This window comes from Lacipirellula sp. (assembly GCF_965279485.1).
In the GTDB taxonomy this organism is placed as follows: Bacteria; Planctomycetota; Planctomycetia; order Pirellulales; family Lacipirellulaceae; genus Lacipirellula.
The window spans coordinates 1,990,438-2,007,485 of the sequence record NZ_CBDIIC010000002.1 but is presented as its reverse complement, the minus strand read 5'-3'; the positions used below and the strand labels follow the sequence as shown (position 1 = coordinate 2,007,485).

At 57.4% G+C, this 17,048-nt stretch carries 12 protein-coding genes; 3 read left to right on the top strand and 9 right to left on the bottom strand.

Going from position 1 to position 17,048, the window contains the following annotated elements; genetic code table 11:
• Window positions 1–30: 30 nt before the first annotated feature.
• Window positions 31–3,426 (top strand): choice-of-anchor Q domain-containing protein, encoded by a 3,396-nt coding sequence (locus tag ACQY7R_RS15680; protein ID WP_428306528.1) that lies wholly within the window; start codon window positions 31–33, stop codon window positions 3,424–3,426.
• A gap of 868 nt (window positions 3,427–4,294) precedes the next feature.
• Here ACQY7R_RS15680 and ACQY7R_RS15675 read toward each other — a convergent pair.
• The 4 genes from ACQY7R_RS15675 to ACQY7R_RS15660 all read right to left on the bottom strand — a co-directional run bounded on the left by ACQY7R_RS15675 (window position 4,295) and on the right by ACQY7R_RS15660 (window position 9,485).
• The gene (locus tag ACQY7R_RS15675) at window positions 4,295–6,796 is read right to left on the bottom strand and encodes a S8 family peptidase (protein ID WP_428306527.1); all 2,502 of its coding nucleotides are present in this window, start codon (window positions 6,794–6,796) and stop codon (window positions 4,295–4,297) included.
• A gap of 5 nt (window positions 6,797–6,801) precedes the next feature.
• Entirely contained in the window at window positions 6,802–7,782 is a 981-nt protein-coding gene (locus ACQY7R_RS15670; protein ID WP_428306526.1) for an AAA family ATPase, read from the bottom strand.
• Between the two features lie 486 nt (window positions 7,783–8,268).
• Window positions 8,269–8,445 carry a hypothetical protein gene (locus ACQY7R_RS15665; protein WP_428306525.1) on the bottom strand — a complete coding sequence of 59 codons (177 nt, stop codon included), beginning with the start codon at window positions 8,443–8,445 and terminating at the stop codon, window positions 8,269–8,271.
• A 161-nt stretch (window positions 8,446–8,606) separates the two neighbouring features.
• Window positions 8,607–9,485: a hypothetical protein gene (locus ACQY7R_RS15660; RefSeq protein ID WP_428306524.1), complete on the bottom strand. Its 879-nt coding sequence runs from the start codon at window positions 9,483–9,485 to the stop codon at window positions 8,607–8,609.
• A 285-nt stretch (window positions 9,486–9,770) separates the two neighbouring features.
• Between ACQY7R_RS15660 and ACQY7R_RS15655 the strand changes: the two genes are divergently transcribed.
• The gene (locus ACQY7R_RS15655; RefSeq protein ID WP_428306523.1) at window positions 9,771–10,220 is read left to right on the top strand and encodes a hypothetical protein; all 450 of its coding nucleotides are present in this window, start codon (window positions 9,771–9,773) and stop codon (window positions 10,218–10,220) included.
• Between the two features lie 60 nt (window positions 10,221–10,280).
• Window positions 10,281–10,763: a hypothetical protein gene (locus ACQY7R_RS15650; protein ID WP_428306522.1), complete on the top strand. Its 483-nt coding sequence runs from the start codon at window positions 10,281–10,283 to the stop codon at window positions 10,761–10,763.
• Between the two features lie 46 nt (window positions 10,764–10,809).
• Here ACQY7R_RS15650 and ACQY7R_RS15645 read toward each other — a convergent pair whose 3' ends face one another.
• From ACQY7R_RS15645 to ACQY7R_RS15625, 5 genes are all read right to left on the bottom strand, one after another.
• Window positions 10,810–14,433, bottom strand: a complete 3,624-nt coding sequence (locus ACQY7R_RS15645; RefSeq protein ID WP_428306521.1) for a phage tail tape measure protein — start codon at window positions 14,431–14,433, stop codon at window positions 10,810–10,812.
• Between the two features lie 112 nt (window positions 14,434–14,545).
• On the bottom strand, window positions 14,546–14,692 hold the full coding sequence (locus tag ACQY7R_RS15640; RefSeq protein WP_428306520.1) for a hypothetical protein: 147 nt from the start codon (window positions 14,690–14,692) through the stop codon (window positions 14,546–14,548).
• Complete coding sequence (locus ACQY7R_RS15635; protein ID WP_428306519.1) at window positions 14,689–15,366, bottom strand: hypothetical protein; 678 nt, start codon at window positions 15,364–15,366, stop codon at window positions 14,689–14,691. Before ACQY7R_RS15635 ends, ACQY7R_RS15640 begins: the two co-directional genes overlap by 4 nt.
• 142 nt (window positions 15,367–15,508) lie before the next feature.
• Window positions 15,509–15,961 (bottom strand): hypothetical protein, encoded by a 453-nt coding sequence (locus ACQY7R_RS15630; protein WP_428306518.1) that lies wholly within the window; start codon window positions 15,959–15,961, stop codon window positions 15,509–15,511.
• A gap of 391 nt (window positions 15,962–16,352) precedes the next feature.
• Window positions 16,353–16,835: a hypothetical protein gene (locus tag ACQY7R_RS15625; protein ID WP_428306517.1), complete on the bottom strand. Its 483-nt coding sequence runs from the start codon at window positions 16,833–16,835 to the stop codon at window positions 16,353–16,355.
• Between the last annotated feature and the right edge of the window lie 213 nt (window positions 16,836–17,048).

Sequence of the window (17,048 nt, the reverse complement as noted above, 5' to 3'; positions counted from 1 at the left end):
TATTCGCTAGAGCATCTAGAAAATCGTCAGATGCTGACAGTGATCACGGTGAACGTTGATTACGACGAGCAAGACAACAATATTTCTCCCGGCAACGATATTTCGTTGCGCGATGCGATCTATTCCGCAGCGTCCGGCGATACGATCAATTTTGCGAATGGTTTGAGTGGCCATACTTTCCTGCTCAATTTTGGCGGAGAGTTGCTGATTGACAAAAACCTCACCATTGACGGCGTCGGCAAGAACATCACGATCGACGCCGGCGGCGACACTCGCGTTTTCAGCGTGACGAGCGGCGCCATTGCTACCATCCAGGGCGTGAAGATCACGGGCGGCGGCGGGGTCGCGGAAGGCGGGGGGATTTATAATCTGGGCAACTTAACGCTCGACGGCGTCGAGGTCGTAGGCAATGACGCAACCAGCGCGGGCGGCGGAATTGCCAGCACTAACGCAGCGAAGCTGCATCTGCTCAATAGCACCGTAGACGACAATGAGGCCCCGAACGCCGGCGGCCTGCATGTCGTGTCTCACGGCGGCCAGGGCGAACTGGAAATCGTCAATAGCACCGTTTCGAACAACCGTGCAACGGACGCTGGCGGCATGGCGGGAGGCCTTTACCTTTGGAACGGCGTCTCCGGCACGATCGTCGCCTCAATTGAGAACAGCACCTTCTCTGGGAATACGGCGAAGTATAGCGGCGGCATTCGCGTTAATACCTCGGGCATTAATCTCTCGTTGATCAACGCGACGATCGCCCGGAATGAAGGCGACCAATCGGGCGGCTTGCAAATCTTCAACACGCCCGTCGTCAGCCTTTACAACACGATCTTGGCGGAGAATACGACGACATCCGACGTCGAGGCCAATCTCTGGGGCTCGATCGCTTCGGGTAGCAGCAACAATTTGTTTGGCTCCGACGTGACCAGCGGCCAGATTCCGGCGAATCAGGGAAATATTAAGCTCGCTGCCGGCAAGAGTGCTCGACTAACTCCCTTGGGAGCTTTCGGAGGGACCACGAAGACACATGCGTTGCTGCCTGATAGCCCGGCCATCGATGCCGGATACGCAACGCCACCCGGCGGCTTAGCTTCCCTTGATCAGCGTGGCAGTGGTTACAGCCGAGCAACCGACGGCGCTGGCAACGGCTCGGCAATCGTCGACATTGGCGCTTACGAAGCCCCCGCGGTTATCGTCGTTTCAACGGACGACGATCCGGCCAGCCCGTCAGGCGGCCATACGCTGCGTACGGCCATTGTCGCCGCCAACGCTACGCCTGAGCCTAATCGAATCAAATTCGATTTGACCGCCAACTCCACCATCACCCTCGCCAGCGGTCAGCTTGCAATCAATGGCGATCTGTGGATCGACGGCGGCGGCTTGAACTTGACGGTCGACGTCAACACGGCAAGCCCTAGCAGCCAAGGCCGCGTGCTAGAGATCGCAGCAGGCAAGACGGTGACTCTGAAAGACCTGACGCTTACGGGCGGCAACGTAACGGGCGCGGGCGGCGGTATTTTGAACGCGGGCGATCTGACGCTTTTGCACGTAGCGGTGTTGGACAACGAGGCGTCGGTGTCTGGCGGGGGGATCCAGAGCGTAGACTGGGTCGGCGGCACGGCGTCGTTGCATCTGATCGACAGCACGATCGACGGCAATCGCTCGGTCACGGGCAGCGGCGTGAACGCGGTCGTCGCCTCGGGCGAGGCGTTGGAGATCGTCGGCAGTACGATTTCCAACAACGTCGGCTTCACGAGCTATTCCGAGGGAGGCGGCATCGCGATCGCCGGCGCTAGCGGAGGCGCGGTAACGATCAGCAACAGCACGATATCCGGCAACAGCGCTCTTTACAGCGGCGGCGTCCGTATGCAGAACAACAACGCGGCGACGACGATCGTAAACTCGACGATCGCCTACAACTTCGGGGATCAAGGGGGCGGCTTGCAGCGCCTGGGTTCTACGACGGCCAAGGCGCTGCTTTATAATACGATCATCGCCGAGAACAAGAATTACTTGAAGAGCGCCGACAGCGACGTCAACGGCAGCGTCCATGCTGACAGCGCGTACAACTTGATCGGCCGGGGCGGTGCGGGCGACCTGACCGACGGCGACGCTCATGAGAACCTGGTGCTGACGAGCGGCGAGAACGCGGGACTAGCGCCGTTAGGAGACTACGGCGGCAAGACGAAGACTCACGCGCTGAAGGTCGGCAGCCAGGCGCTCGATCACGGCAGCACTGCGCTATTGGCCTCGGGGCTCGATCAACGCGGCTACGCACGAGGCTACGACATGCCCGGCGTCAGCCCCGGAATAGGCGGAAACTCCGATATCGGGGCCTTTGAAGCTAGTGAGGCAACGACTCTGATCGTCCGTAGCGACGGTGATCGAAATGACTCGGTCGATTTGCCTGCGACAATCAACTCGCTGCGACTGCGCGAAGCGTTGGCGCTATCGGCGGTATTGGCTGGCGAAGAGACTATTTACTTCGACAAATCAGGATGGGCCGATTCTGAAATCAGCTTAGGCCTCGGGCAGCTGGAGGTCACTCATGATGTTGTTATCAATGGTCCAGGGGCCGATGAGGTTACGGTGAATGCCCAGGAGGGGAGTCGCGTCTTCGAAGTCAGCGCTGGCGTTGCGGCGACGTTCCGCGGGCTAACGATCACTGGAGGCAGCACTGCCGGAGTCGGCGGCGGAATCTCGCAAAGCGTCTACAGCGCCGATAATGCGCTGACCATCGACGGGTGTCAGATTGAGTCAAACTCCGCGCAGAATGGCGGCGGTCTCTATTTTAGAGGCGGAGATTTGGTAGTTACCAACTCTACCTTCTACGACAACGACGCCGACAATGGAGCCGGCGTCTACCTCAAGGAGGTTGCGAAGGCGGACGTCATTAACACCACGATTTCCACTAACATCGCAACGGCGAGCGGCGGCGGCATCTACAACGCAGACTCGTCAGCGCCGAAAATCATCAATTCAACGATTGCTTACAACCAGGCTGCCACTGGCGGCGGTCTTTACAGTGCAACTGCCGGAGTTTTGGTAGTCAACACGATTGTCGCCAAAAATACGGCGACTACCTCGCCCGATATTGACGGCACGTTCAACGGCGGTAGCAGAAACAACTTCATTGGCGTCGACCGTGTCACGTTGAATGGCATCGACAACGAGGCAAACGGAAACACCGTGGGCGAGGCTCCGGCGCCGCAGCCGCCGCTGGATCCGCTGTTGAAGTCGCTTGGCTACTACGGCGGACCAACTAAGACGCATGCCCTCAACGGCAGCAGCCCCGCCAAAAACAAAGGCGATAATAGCATTCTCGAAGAGTACGATTTAGTCTTCGATCAGCGTGGCTCCAATCGCACTCGCGATGAATTCGATCGGGTGGATATCGGTGCGTTCGAACTCGCTTTCGACGAGCTTTGATTTGGCGTTGATGGGCGCCGACGCACCCTTTTAGAGCCTATCCATTTCACTTCAGTGCAAGCGACGGCTCTTTTGCGAAGTTAAGGCTAAGGGCTAACAGAGCTCCAAGCGTGATGTGCCTGATATGCCGACCGTTTTTTAGATAATAGTCATTGTTGGCGAATCGCAGATTTCGGTCACAGAGCACGGCAACGGGGATGGTCGGCGCGGAGCGACTTCGGATGAGGCATTCCCCGACCGGATGATCACTAGAGGCGATTGGCTCGCGCTGGTCCCACGCAGACCGAGGTAGCAATCGCAGCCGTTCAGCGTGACGACGACCTAGCCGGAAACGTTGTGCTTGCGACGCTTGGGAAGAGCGCCAACGCGGGGCGGGGTACGAGTCTCCGGTAATTCCGACGCTAAAACGGGATGTACCGTTTTAGCGTCTGAGGGAATCCCCGCACCGCCGAACGCCGAGAGGTAACACGAACTCTTCTCTCGGCGGGGTTTAGAACAAGTCGGGCTGAAAGGATTTGAACCTTCGACCTCTGCGTCCCGAACGAGCTGATGCCGACCCCACAAAACACGGGAATACCGAGAATTCTAGGGTAAAAGGTCAGTGTAATCTTGACCCAAACTGACTGCAACTGACTCATTCGGCGGGGTGCCGTGCATTTTACCGTGCATTTTTCGACCTCTGCGTCGACTCGCTTATGTACACAATTGCAGGGCAGGGGAGGGCAATCGACCACCCATTTTGAGTCGTGCGGTTGTCAGTACTTTCCCGCCTCGGTCCGTCAACGGTGTAGGACAGTCACCGAAGTCGCAACTGCGGGCATTCGAAGGCGGGTGCGAAGCAAGGACGCACCATCGGCGACTGAGGCGCCTACTCTTCCTCCCCATCTATCTCGATTTCTACGTCGGCAAGCATTGCCCTTACTTCAGTCTCGATTTCGTTGGCAATCGGCGTGTACAAATCAGTCTCTACGTCGGGGGTTTCGATCGTCACAACGAGCGCATACCGGGCAAGGTTCCCCCAACGATCTAAGTGCCCGCGACAACGCCACCAACCATCGACCGGGTAAACTCCAATTATGCCAGATGCCGCCAATTGTGCCGCTGTGCCATGCCATCGGTCGGAATGTATTGATCCGCGAGTTCTTAGTTGGTCTCCAAGTTCCCACTCGCGAGTTTCCTTAACGCCCTTCGGTTGCTTTTTGGGATCGTCCCAGCTTTTCTTATTGAGCCTTTTCTCGAACTGATTCTGGCTCTCGTTAGGCCTCTTCACATCGAAGCGAAGGCCGAATGACTGGTAACCGTGTTTGTATCCCCATCCGCGGCGGCCTGGACTTGGGTCTACGAAGTAGGACAGCGTAACTCGCATCGAAATTGGAGTGTCGCCAAGGTCCTCAAGCATCTGAGTGGGCCACGGTAAGTGGTGAAAGTGCATGTCCTTCTTAATCGGCTCAGCACCGCCTACTCTGGTATATGGCTGTAGTGCCTCTTGTGCTACCAAAGTCACCACGTTCGATGCGCTCCAAAGCGCGCGCCCTAAACTTGGAACACCGTAGCCATAGCATCTGAGGCGATTAAGCTTGGACTGGCGATCCGCTCCAGGAAATTGATCGAGCATTTCAGGCGTCCATTCGGCCGAATGCACCATCAATGCGCGAATAGTCTCTGGCCAGTAGGCGTCATATTCTGATTGTACAATCGCTGCAATTCTGGCGGCCAATGCTGCTGCGGCGCTCGTTTCACAAAAGTGAGTGAACTGGACGCCTGTTGCAGCGAGACGAGTTGTCAGCAAAGCCAAGTCTTCGATGTAAGAAACCGCTCCGCCTCCCTCGACACCGGCGGTATTGCCTCCCTCAAGAACTATGTCTGGCTTGAAGGGCCAGTCATTGGATTCCCAAATCATCGTTGTGCGTGACGTTGGGCATAGTAACCCTTTAGGAGCGACGGGAGCAAATCCATCAAACTCCTCAGACGCGATATGCGCCTTATCGGTGTATGCACCAACCGTCAAAGCGTTCCAGGCTTGTGCCGGGTCCTCGACGCCTTCTTGCTCATTTAGTGAGGGATAGTCGTCTCGCACCAAGTCGCCGCGAAGATTGCCCGCTGAGATGATGAAAAGGTGCCTGTCGCCGTCGTAAACTCCTGAGGCTAATTGGTCTATCTCAGCTGACCAAGAAGATGGTTCACCCTCATCGCACCGATTAGCAGTGACAGCCATACAGAAGACACGTTTTCGCGTTGGCGAAGCATCTTTAGCCAACCACACTGCTTCTGCCGTGATTGCACCATAGTTTGCCGGAGGATTGTCGTCACCATCCGGCAGAATTTTGACTGACTCAAGTCGATGGGCGAGTACTACTCCGTCGAAGCTATTGAACACTCCTGTCAAGCACCCATACAGCGCGATGCCCGCCATACAAGTGCCATGCCCATCTTGGTCCGCTGAATTCCAAGCCGGGTCGACAGCAAGGGTATGCTCTGCACTTAATGCGAGGGAAAGAAGGCGATGCTCGCGATTAACGCCTGTATCCAGTATGCATATCGCCGGAGAAGCTGCTGCTGGCTCTTGGATTCGCGCCAGTGCTTCATCAATAACCAAGCCTTGGTCTCTCGCTGGCAACTCGATATAAGCGGTAGGTACTTCGATCGCGCGTCGCAGCTCTGCCAGATAATCAAACAGCCCTCGAATTTGCGAGAACTGCTCCAGAGTGCCGAACGCAATCACAACCACTCTCTCGGGAAATCGAATTGCGCGAGCGTCAGATCGCAGCCCTGCCCGTTTAGCTTCTGCTTGAAAGGTTTCGACAACCCCGGAATTGCCGTCGCCGCTCAGCCATACTTCCCACCAGATCGCCCGATTGGTCTCCGCAAGTGATGACGGATCGTCCGTCCAGAAAGCGGGTAATGCGGCCAGCCGGACGGCGGAGATGCTCTCAACGAACGGCTGATTAAGCGGATTGCCTTTCTTTGTTCGCTTTGCGCTGTCGTACTCCTCAAGCAATTTTACAAACACCGACAGTTTTGAATCAGGTACGCGTACGGTCGCCCGCATGACGCCAGCGGCGTCGATTTGAGAGGTTAATAACTCAATTCCTTCGCCTCTGCGTTCGAGACTCTCCAGCTTAAGCTCAAAATCAGGCTCACTGCTGAATTCAAGAACTGTGAAATCGGAGTCGAAGTTTGGCTCTTTCGCGGCCTTCAATCCAGCCTTATCAGATTCTGAGGCGACTAATTGCTTTCGCAATTGAAGGCTGTGCGTTCCACGGTCAGGCCGTGGTGGAAGAGAAATTGCTGCGCGTTTGCCGTCGCCGGGAAAACTGTAATCAACTCGTTGGGTAAAACCTACTGGCCTAAGATGAGGAAGTCGCGTCATCCGCATTACCGCTCGCGAGGTGGCCCTTGTCGACGACGTATTGATTCAACCAATGCGCTAGAAGAAACGAAGTCCGCACCATCGAGCACGGCGTCTTTCGCTGAGTCGTCACACGCTTTCCCAATTTCGGCATGGCTCAAACCCACTGCCGCAATCTCAATTTCGTTCCAGTCAAGTTCACTAACTCCGAATCTATGCAAACGGTTTTCAATCAGCGTTCGCACTTCATTTGGGGAAGGAAGGTGATAGACGATAACATGGTCGAACCGACGAAATAGCGCCGTGTCTAGTAAATTTATATGGTTTGTTGCAGCTATTACAAGGCTATCGGAATCGTCATGCTCCAAGAATTGGAGGAACGAGTTCAGAACGCGGCGGATTTCGCCAACGTCGTTCTTTGCTGCTCTGTCACTTCCAATTGCGTCAAATTCATCGAATAGGTAGACGCCGCGCGTGCTACGCATCGCCTGAAAGACTGCGTGCAGCTTCGCTGCTGTTTCCCCCATAAATTTCGTAATGAGGCTATGCAACTGCACTGCCAATAGTGGGAGCTTTAGCTCGCCGGCAAGCGCCGAAGCCGTCATACTCTTACCGCAGCCGGGAGGTCCGACTAAAAGCAACTTACGCGCTGGTGACAGCGCATGACTTCGCAGTCGGTCAAGTTGACGATATTCCTCCACCACGCGGACGAGTTGCGCCTTTGTCGGGTCAGCAAGTACAAGCTCGGCCAAATGTGTTTTCGGATAAGATGCGATCAGCAGCCCGGCAAGCTCACCCACTGGCCTCGCTATAGGGACTGAACCGATTTGCCCTTCCGCTACCTTTCGCTTGACCTCCTCAACGATGTCGCGAATCTCTTTGGCAAGATTCCCTTTTCCTTGTCGCGCGGCAGCAGCGGCGATTTGCGTAGCTACAGACAGGAAGTGACGGCTGTCGCCTTCCGCGTAGCTTTGCAGTAATGCCTTGACCTGTTCGCCGCTTGCCATCGTCTACCTTCTCGTAAGGATGCTAGCACTCATATTAGAGAAAGATGCTGGCATTCGCCATGATCTGTCGCCGTGCCAACTTCAGATTGCAGCTTATCCCGTGCCATTGCGCCTCGGGCAAGAGCGGTTCTCCCGCTGCCGAGTTCAAGTTGCTTCCTGTTGAGGCTTGCGACGATTTCGAGCGTTCCAGCATGAAAGCATTTCTCCAACCGCCAACCCTAGTAGGCCGTAGAGCGCCAACCCCAGGGCGACGTTAACGGCATGCTCATTACCCACCGTGACGGCGGTCCGTCTCCCAGACGAAAAACCACCCGCCGGCCGCCACCGGCATCGCCGCAATGATAGAAACGGTGCGAGAATGTCCCGGATTCGGCATCGCGGAGCAGCCGCGGCCAATATGCTTCGGTCGCTTCGACGGCGAAGAAACTGCATGCAACGCTGCTCAGGACGACCAGCCCGCGAGCATGCGAATGATGTAGCGTTTCATCATTCACGCCGCGTCCGAACCCGGTCACACGCCGTTCCGGCCAGCAGCCTCAACGCTCCATAGAGCGCCAGCCCAATGGCGATGTTGGGTCCGATATCAAGAATCCACCAGCCTTCACCCCACATGAGCCAGCCGCCGAGCGCCATCGGCCAAGCGGCGAACGCCACAATGCTCATCACAACCTCGGCGGCCGTACGCAGCACGTTCGGGACATGGTCTCTGCCCCAGTACTGGTAGCTGTAGTAAACCGCCAGCAGCGCCAGTCAAAACGCCCACCCGGCCAGTATGTAGATGAGGTAACGGCGCGGCACAGTTAAGACCTCCACGCGAACCGCGCCTAAGGGCGACGACTAACTGCCTTCCGGACCAGCTCGCTTTCGTCCTCGCTCAAGTCTTCAATAACCTGAGCCCTCAGTAACTCCGGATGCTGCCGCATGATCTCTACGACATAGCGGCGTGCCCACCACTGTTCGCTCATTGACAACTTAGTCAACTCTTCTTGAGCTTCCGGCAGCGCCTCCCGGAATTGCGTGGTAAAGGCATGCTTCTTGAGCCAGAGCGCGTTGGCGACAATGTGTTCAGCTAGGAGCGTTTCGCGACGCCCCCGCGATGCACGCTTCTCTTTGGCCTCCAGCGGCGATGGCTTAATGGCGTCTCCAGTTGCCTCAAGCTTTTCGCGTGCGATGCGAGTATGGGCCGCAGTATCGACGCTGGCAGCCTGTATGACCAGCAAAGCCTCACCAGGCGACCGCTCAAAGAGGAAATCCACGAGGGGTTCAGGGATGGCGTCCTGCCGCCGCGCGTAGTCTCTGAAGTCCTCGAAACCTAGCCCTTCCAAAAGGTCATCGACGAATCCGTGCAGCGCACGGTTGCTTGAGCCCAGGTAGGGCGCGAGCACTCGGATGGTAGCCTGAGGCGATACGTGTAGGTACCGCCAAACAGATAATGCAACGACGGCGTGCGTATCCTCCGAACTTTCAGTCGTCGCTACCCATACGGCTAGCTGCTCGATCGTCTGCTCTTCGCCACCAGCAAGTTCCTTGACTGCTTGCGCTTCCTTGAAAACCTCGACGTTGCTTAAGTCAACGACGCCGGGGCGACGCATCGTGTCGAAGGTCTGCTGAATCTGAGCCTGAACCTCGGGCTTAGCGTCTGGCAACTCTTGCGCAACGCACGGCGTGCAAACGAGATATATTGCGATGAGCAGGGGTTTCATGCTTGTCATTGTAACGTCATAGGTGCCATCGGCACCTCAATTGCTATAAACCGGCCGTCTGAAGCGAATGGGTGCGCGTCCTGTCCTTTCCTTCCGAGCGCGGAGGCGTGGAGACCCCGGCGTATAACGCCAGCGGCGCCTCATATTCGTCACGGGCGCCACGTTGGCGCCAATCTCTATAGCGGCGCCAGACGGGCGCCTCCTTTCCAAGTTTCTTACTCCAAGTCATTTGGCGCCGACCATCGGCGCCTGCATGCTTGTGATGTTCCCACCGGAGGCCAAGTCATGTCGAACGTCATTCGTCAAACCCGTTCTCAGGTCGAAACGCTCACTTGGCTTCGCGCCATCTTGCTAATCTGTGCCGAGGCCCGCCGAGGCCTGGATGAAGTTTCTGAAGCTCTTCGCGACGGCGAGGTTCGCACAAGTTGTGCGACGTACGTTGCGGAATCTTGTCTGGAGAGTACTGCTATGATTGTGTGCAACTTTGGAGATTTCAGCGATTTACAAGCCGCTGCCGAATTGTTGATCGAAGGCGGGCACGCTGATCGGGTCAAAGAAGCTGCGAAGTTTGCAACGAGCAAGCTCGAAATACTCGATCTGGGCGGAGACGTGGATTGGACGCCGAATGACGAAGACGACGCTCACAACCTGCTGTTTGAGCTGGTGGATGAGAACTACGACGAGATTGCTCTTCTCGGCTTCTCGATGTACGTCGAGAGGCGTCTCGCTGCTTAAACACATTCGGCCCGGCCAGCGACTTCGCTGGCCGGGCCTTTTCTATTGGAGTCCACTCTGATGCACAACTTATCTGACAACCAGCTCCTCGCCGCGTGGCGATCGGGCAGCCGGCTCGCGGAAGCTCATTTGATCTACCGCCACCGGGCAGCCCTCCTCGCATCGATTGTCCGCCGCATCGGCGACATTGAGGCAGCCGAACGCATTGCCGATGCCGCGTTCGCGGACGCGCGCGAGCACTTCAATCCAATTACGGAATCATTCTTCTGCCGGCTGCTGCATGTCGCTCAGAAGGAATCTGAAGAGCTGGTGCCACCGATCATCAAGCTCGCTGCCAAATACATGGTGCCTGGGTACGACGTTCGCGACGCTGCGATGACCGCAGCCCTCAAAGCGAAGCTGCTGCTGACGCCGGAGGGACGCGCTAGCGTGGCCAAGTGGAAGCGGGACGATGACCATCCGCTGCGAGAGTTGCTCAATGCCATCGACGATTGCGATGACCCGTTTGAACTTGGACTGGTGTCGCGATACCTAGCGGCATAAAAAAAGGCCCCGGTCAGCATCACGCTGACCGGGGCCTTTTTCGTTTCTACAATTCGAGAAGTCCGCGACGGATGTCGCGGCGGAGACCACGGCCGATGTTGTCAAGCGTCTGCTTGTCAGTCGGGCCACCGTTGACGGAGACGTTGATGTCGCCGATGCTGGTCACGCTACCACCGCTTTCGCGGTAAGCAGGCCGCTGTCCGGCATTCATTGCCTGGAGCTGCGAAAAGAACTGGCGACTGGATTTGGCGTTCATCACGAACTCGCCAGGGCTGAGCATGGCGGGGATCGTATCAACGCCGCGTGCTCCGCCGCCGGAGGCAAGGTGCATCATGCCGCCGAACGCTTGAGCAACTGTCGAGGGAGTGCTTCCGCCACCAGCAGCCGCCTTCGCGGTCCGCTCGGCGGCCTCGGCCGCGCGTTCCCAGGCACTAGCGATAGATTGGGCGGAGCTAACCGAGTTCGCCATCGCCTGTTGAGCACCTTGGAACTGGCCGGCTGGATTCTGCTGAAGGACGGCGTTGTAACGATTCAGTTGCTCAGTGAGCGCGGGGTCTACTTCACCCTGTTGCTTTTGAAGCTCTTGGTACTTTTGGAACTTGATGAGAATCTGATCGATCGCTTCGATGTCGCTGGCGAAACCGAGCTTGCCGACGAGAGGGTTCTCGCCGTTGAGCGCCGCTTGGCCGAGTTCATTACGCTTCGCGATGACTTCGGTCAGCTCCTCATTGGTGATCTGGCCGTCTTCTTGGACCTGGCCCATCAACTCGATCAAGCCACCGAACTGCTCACGGATGCCATCAGAGAAGTCGCCTTGGAAGCTGTCCCGCTTCGCAGTCCGGCTTTCGATGCCCGCGAAGATCGTGTCGATCTCCTTTTGCAGGTTGTCACCCGCCGGCCCGAGAGCCAGCGCGTCATCGATCTTCTGCCGCGTTTCGGCGGCCAGCTTCGTGACTTCTTCGAGCGCTGAGTCGACTTGCTCAGGCGTGATCAAGTCACGTCCGACTGCCTCGCTCAGCCCCTCGATGTCGATGCCGGCCTTCAGCTTGAAGTTGGCGAACGCCTTGTTGAGATCAGCCTTGATCTTTTCGGAGGCCTCGTTGATGTCGAACGCCACTTGAAGCGGCGACTTCGACAGCTCGCTTTGGAATTGCTGCACGAAGCTCGCAACGCCGAGCGCTCCCGCGGCCGAGAGACCATCTTGAGAAATCGCGGATTCGGCGATCTTCTTAAGTGCATCCTGTCGTGCCGCTTCACGCTTAACTTGCTCTTCGACGCTGAAGCGTTCGCCTTTTTCATCGAACTCCCCGGTATTTTCCAGGGCGATCTTGACTTGCTTCTTCAGCTCTTCGGTGATCGCTTGCTGAGCTTTCCGCTCGGCCTCGATCGCTTTCTTGCGTTGTTCCTGAACTTGGATCAGTCGTTGCTCTGCGGAGATTTGCGTTCCCGTGATCTTGGTAAGATCGCGATACGCACGATTCTGCAATTCGCGACTGTCACCAGCCGTGCTGAGCGCTTCTTCGCCAATCGACTGCGCCTTATCGAACAGACGAATCGCATCATCGATCTTCTGAGGGTCGCCCAACATGCTGCCTTCGTTCAGCAGATTTGTCGCCTGCTGGGCAGTCTGAAGGGCTCGATTCGAGAGGGCGATGACTTTCTGCGCGGTGTCCAGACCTTCAAGCTTGCGCCCGAAGTCGCGGTCGCCTTGACGACCTTGGACATCACCGATGCGGCGTCCGCTGTCTCCTTGAAACTCCGTCGCATCTTGCGAGGCTTTCGCCAGGGCTTCCACTAAGCCCTGTCGGGCTTTGAGGATCGTGTCGAGGCCGGCAGTGGCACTGTCGACCATCTGCTCGTTGGCCTTACGAGCATTTGCGACATCCGTCAGATAGATTTTGTTCAGCTGTTGGAAAACCAGGCGCGTCGCCTTCATCCGATCCTGATCAGCTTTGTTCGCCGCATCCCGCTTTTCTTTGAGCCCGTTTTTGAAGGACTTCAGTTCGGCTTCGTTGGCCTTTTCAATGGCCCGCAGATTCTTGTCCCGTGCTTCGGCCAAGCGATTGTTGATCGCCGCACCGATGGACTCGCCGATGCCTGCGGCTGCCGGGACGAGGAGTAACCCGCCCAACGCTCCTGAGAATCCGACGCCTGCCAATCGAGCTGCAGTGAACGCAGTGGCCAGGGCCGTCAAGCTTACGCCCATACCGACGATGAGCTGATCGGCTGACTTGATGTAAGGCACCAACGCATCTGCGCCGCCAGCAAGATCGGAGAAATTCGCGATCGTCTTCAGAAGCGCTTGCCCAAGATCAACCGTAAAGGCACTCTTTAGCTTATTGATCTCCGACGTAACTCGCTCAGCGTCCGTGGCGGTCGCCTGCAGGAACTTTTCGTTGGCGAAGTCCTTGCTAACCGATTCCATCTCACGGATGTTGTCGGTCAGCGACTTTAGATCGTCGCCCGTCAATGAGGCCACGCCTGCGAGACCGCGGACGTTCGGGAAGAGCTTCGCCATCTGGGATACACTGCCCTCCGTCGCGCCTTCCAAAGCCGACAGCGTGCCGGCGAGGCCCAAAGTCTTGATCGCCGACTCGCCGGAGCTGAAACCCATGGCGGCCAACGTTTCTGCCATCGTCTTCGATGGTTTCAGGAGCGCCGTCGTAATCGCGCGGACCTGGGTCAACGCTTCCGAAGTCTTCGATCCGCGGACGGTGATCGCAGCGAGCGAACCGTTAAGCTCTTCGAGCGTAAGCCCAAGCTCGGCAGCGACGGGACCGACTCGGCCGAAGCTATTGGCCAGCTCAGAGGCCGAGATACGACCGAGGTCCACCGTCTTGAAGAAGACGGAGGCGACGCGATCCGTGTCGCTCAAATCAAGCTGATACGCCTTCAGGGCACCCGAGATCAAGTCGACGGAGTCAGCGACCGTACTTCCAGTAGTGCGCGCGAACTCGGTCGCTTTCGCAGTCAATACAAGGGATTCGGCGAATTCACCGACCTGATTAGAAATGGCCTGATACGCGCCTGCAGCTACGTCGAGCAGTGGCACGTTCAGATTGTCCGCGATTTCGCGAACGGAGTCGCTCAGGGTCTGAAGCGACGCACCGCTGCTGTCGATCGTGCTGATGAGCGCGAGCTGACGTTGGAAGTCGATCGCCTCTTGCGTCGTCTGCCGAAAGGCATTCCGCAAATGGCTGAGGGCCCGGACGATAAACTGAGTGAAGACGATCCGGGACAGGAGCTGCAAGCTCGTCGTCATACGGAGCGACGAATCTTGCACTTGCTGGGCGGTCTGCTGCGACTGATTACCGATGCGGACCAGCGCGTTGCCGATCTTTACTGATGCTGATTGTCCTGTGACTCCCGCAGTCTGAAGACTCGTCGCCAGCTGTGCAGCAGCCGATGCCGCTGCTTGCGCATTAGCGCCGGGAGCCATGTTGCCCTGTGCCGCAGCGACGGCGGCAATCGCGGATGCGGCTGCCGTGCCTTGTTTGCTGAGCTGGATGAACGCGCTGACGGTTTTGCCGGCCTGGGTATTGAACGGCGAAAACGAAGTAGCGGTCGACTTTAGTCGGTTTTCAAACGTGACCATCGCTCCGTCGAGCTTGGTCAACTCCGCGAAGCACTGACTCGCATCAAAGCCGAGGGTCTGTGTGATCTGATCCATGATGAGCGCGCATAGAATCTGCGCAGTTGGTTCCGAGGAGGAAGTGCGCAGAAATGCGCGAAAAGAGAATCAGCCGAGCGCCGCGACGACGCAGCGCTCGGCTAAGGATGCACTACAGTGCCCCAATGACCCTTGATTGGGCCTCCGCCAACTTGTCGAGTGCGGCGGCGGCCTCGGCGGCGTGCTGAGCAATCAGTTGCAACAGCGCCACGGTCGTTTGAGCTTCAGCGTTGAATTCGACTAAGTCGTTGGCTGTCATAGGTCGAGCTTCGAGCGGTTTGTCTTCCAGAGGTGCATAAATTCATCGGTCGAGATTGACGTTACACTGACCTTCCCACTTTTGTTGGTGGGCAAAGCCGCCTTACTCGCCACAAAGTCTTTGAAGAGCCCGCCGAACCGATCGGGCTGTGCCTTCATCTTCTTGACAGCATCCAAAGGGGGCAGACGCTCCACGGTCTCTTTGCCTTCGGCGTCTGTACCTGGCAGATCGACGACGATGTTGCCGACGTCATCCATTGCGGTGCGACCACGAAGATACTGGGCAAGGATCGATGGGCTATATGCATCTTCGGCGACCGCAGCGTCGTGCAATGCATACGTGATCTTCGCATCATTGTGCCGGGCTTCGATTTCGTCAGCTCGCTTCTTCTGCTCGGCCGCTTCCTTCTTGAATTTAGCGCTCTCTCGGCGATCATTTTCTTCGCGAACGCGAAGGTGCTGTCGAGCCTCTGCCAGCTCTTGCTCGGTCAGATTCTTTGACTCACTGATCTCGGCGAGTTGGCGCTCAGTGTTCGTGAGCTGTGTCCTGTGCTTGCGTTTCTCTTCCGCCAAAGCAGCGTTAAATCGCTTTTGCTGGGCCTCGTTGTAGGCAACATCGTCGCCCTCGTTATCGAAGCAGACGAGAACGGGATGTGAACAATACAGACTGTGCATAACTAAAACCTCAGTGCCCCCAAGACGGTTGATCGCGAGGACCTGGGGTGCGGTCGCTCACAAAGAGAAAATAAAAGATGGCGGCGAAGGGCTAGGAAGAACCCCTCGCCGCCGAAGCTCGACGCCCACCCTGTAGGCGGAGCTAAGATTGAAGATTGTAGATTTCAGACGGCGTCAGATCGCGCGGCAAGAGAAGCTGAGCATCGGGATCGAGCACGAGCGGCATGGTTGAAATGAACCGCGACCTTGGTCCTTCGAGGTTGCCGATGTACTGCGAATCAACTTGATTGGGGCGCGCACCGAGATTCGCTGCCGGGCCGATTGGGAATCCACCCTTAGTGAGAGTGCGCTCGATCCTGCGTTGCTGAAGCCAATGTAGAATCATCTCGTCGTCATCGAGCCAGGCTAGGAACTGTTTGACGAAGTGGCCGTAAGGAGAAATCGCGCCTGAGACTTCGACGTACCCGGAGGCGTCGAGAAAGTCGAAGAGATCACTTACCGCCATGACAATCCTGGGACGAACTTTCGGTTGTTGGTGCCCGGCATCGTGCGATGCTGCGGTGGGAGAGCGCGGGTAACGACCGTGCGAGTCCACTCGTATCGCTCGCTGGGCTGCAATGCGTCGCGGAAGCGATCGAAGAATTCGCCGAAGGCAATCTGTCCGAAACTTGGTGCACAGTGACGAGCAATGAAGTCAGTCATCGTCTCCGCCCGATCCCGTGCAACGGCACCAGATTTCAGGGAAGACATCACGCGGACTGCTTCGGGCTTCGGCACGCCCTGACCGACCAAGTAGGCGAGTGCATCGGCGTCTTGGACGAATTGTTCGACAGCGAAGCCTTTGCCGGAAACGTAACGGAGATACATAATGCGACCTTTCAAGTTGCGACCAAATAGAACAATGCCGGCGACGACAGCAGCGAGCGGGTCGCAATCGCTTTGCTGCCGATGCGAGTCGTCGCCGGCAATTGAATTGATGAGGGAAGTTACACCCTGAGTTCACGACGCCGTTGCCGCTCTTCGGCAATCAGCCGTTCCTGCTCCGCGGCAGCGTCTTCTCGCTGCTTAACTTCGCGCTCGTGAATGGCCAGTCGCTCCGCAGCGAGACGATTGCGCTCGTCACTGATGACGTTTGCCTTGATCAGTTCGACGTGAACTGCTGCGAGCATCTCGTGTAACGCTGCGATCTTCGCGGTGAGCATGTCGGCCCGGCCCTCGTCTGCGAGTGCGGCGACTTCATCGTTGAGTTCGGCGAGATCGGCGCGAACTGCCGCCGACCACGATGCCTGCCATTCCCTGGCGGAGACCGGCGTGTCGAGCATCTTCATCGCGTCGGCGAGGGTGACGCCTATGAGTGCCTCGCAGATGGAGTTGGCCGCGGAAGCCCGCGGGACTTCGTGACAAATGACACCGCCGCCAGCAATGACGGCCGAAAATAGATTCTTTGAGCTGCGGAAGGTGACGATCATCGGCTACTGTTCGTTTTGGATGGCGGATTGGTCCATGCACGCTTCGTGGAGCCAAGTGATTCGATGAGGCCGGGGCGCAGCACGGCGGACCGTGCTGTTACACGAGACTTGCCCCGGCTTGACTCAGACAGCCATTTCAGAGGTGGCCAGTGAAAGGCCCAGCACAGCGGTCCGACGATTGGCGAGCCCAAGCTCGAAGCCACGTCGGGTCAG

What these genes read in the sequence shown, in the direction of transcription:
- ACQY7R_RS15650 (WP_428306522.1), top strand. Translation starts at nt 10,281, where the DNA reads ATGCACAACTTATCTGACAACCAGCTCCTCGCCGCGTGGCGATCGGGC.
- ACQY7R_RS15665 (WP_428306525.1), bottom strand. Translation starts at nt 8,445, where the DNA reads ATGAGCATTGTGGCGTTCGCCGCTTGGCCGATGGCGCTCGGCGGCTGG.
- ACQY7R_RS15660 (WP_428306524.1), bottom strand. Translation starts at nt 9,485, where the DNA reads ATGAAACCCCTGCTCATCGCAATATATCTCGTTTGCACGCCGTGCGTT.
- ACQY7R_RS15655 (WP_428306523.1), top strand. Translation starts at nt 9,771, where the DNA reads ATGTCGAACGTCATTCGTCAAACCCGTTCTCAGGTCGAAACGCTCACT.
- ACQY7R_RS15645 (WP_428306521.1), bottom strand. Translation starts at nt 14,433, where the DNA reads ATGGATCAGATCACACAGACCCTCGGCTTTGATGCGAGTCAGTGCTTC.
- ACQY7R_RS15640 (WP_428306520.1), bottom strand. Translation starts at nt 14,692, where the DNA reads ATGACAGCCAACGACTTAGTCGAATTCAACGCTGAAGCTCAAACGACC.
- ACQY7R_RS15680 (WP_428306528.1), top strand. Translation starts at nt 31, where the DNA reads ATGCTGACAGTGATCACGGTGAACGTTGATTACGACGAGCAAGACAAC.
- ACQY7R_RS15635 (WP_428306519.1), bottom strand. Translation starts at nt 15,366, where the DNA reads ATGCACAGTCTGTATTGTTCACATCCCGTTCTCGTCTGCTTCGATAAC.
- ACQY7R_RS15670 (WP_428306526.1), bottom strand. Translation starts at nt 7,782, where the DNA reads ATGGCAAGCGGCGAACAGGTCAAGGCATTACTGCAAAGCTACGCGGAA.
- ACQY7R_RS15625 (WP_428306517.1), bottom strand. Translation starts at nt 16,835, where the DNA reads ATGATCGTCACCTTCCGCAGCTCAAAGAATCTATTTTCGGCCGTCATT.
- ACQY7R_RS15675 (WP_428306527.1), bottom strand. Translation starts at nt 6,796, where the DNA reads ATGACGCGACTTCCTCATCTTAGGCCAGTAGGTTTTACCCAACGAGTT.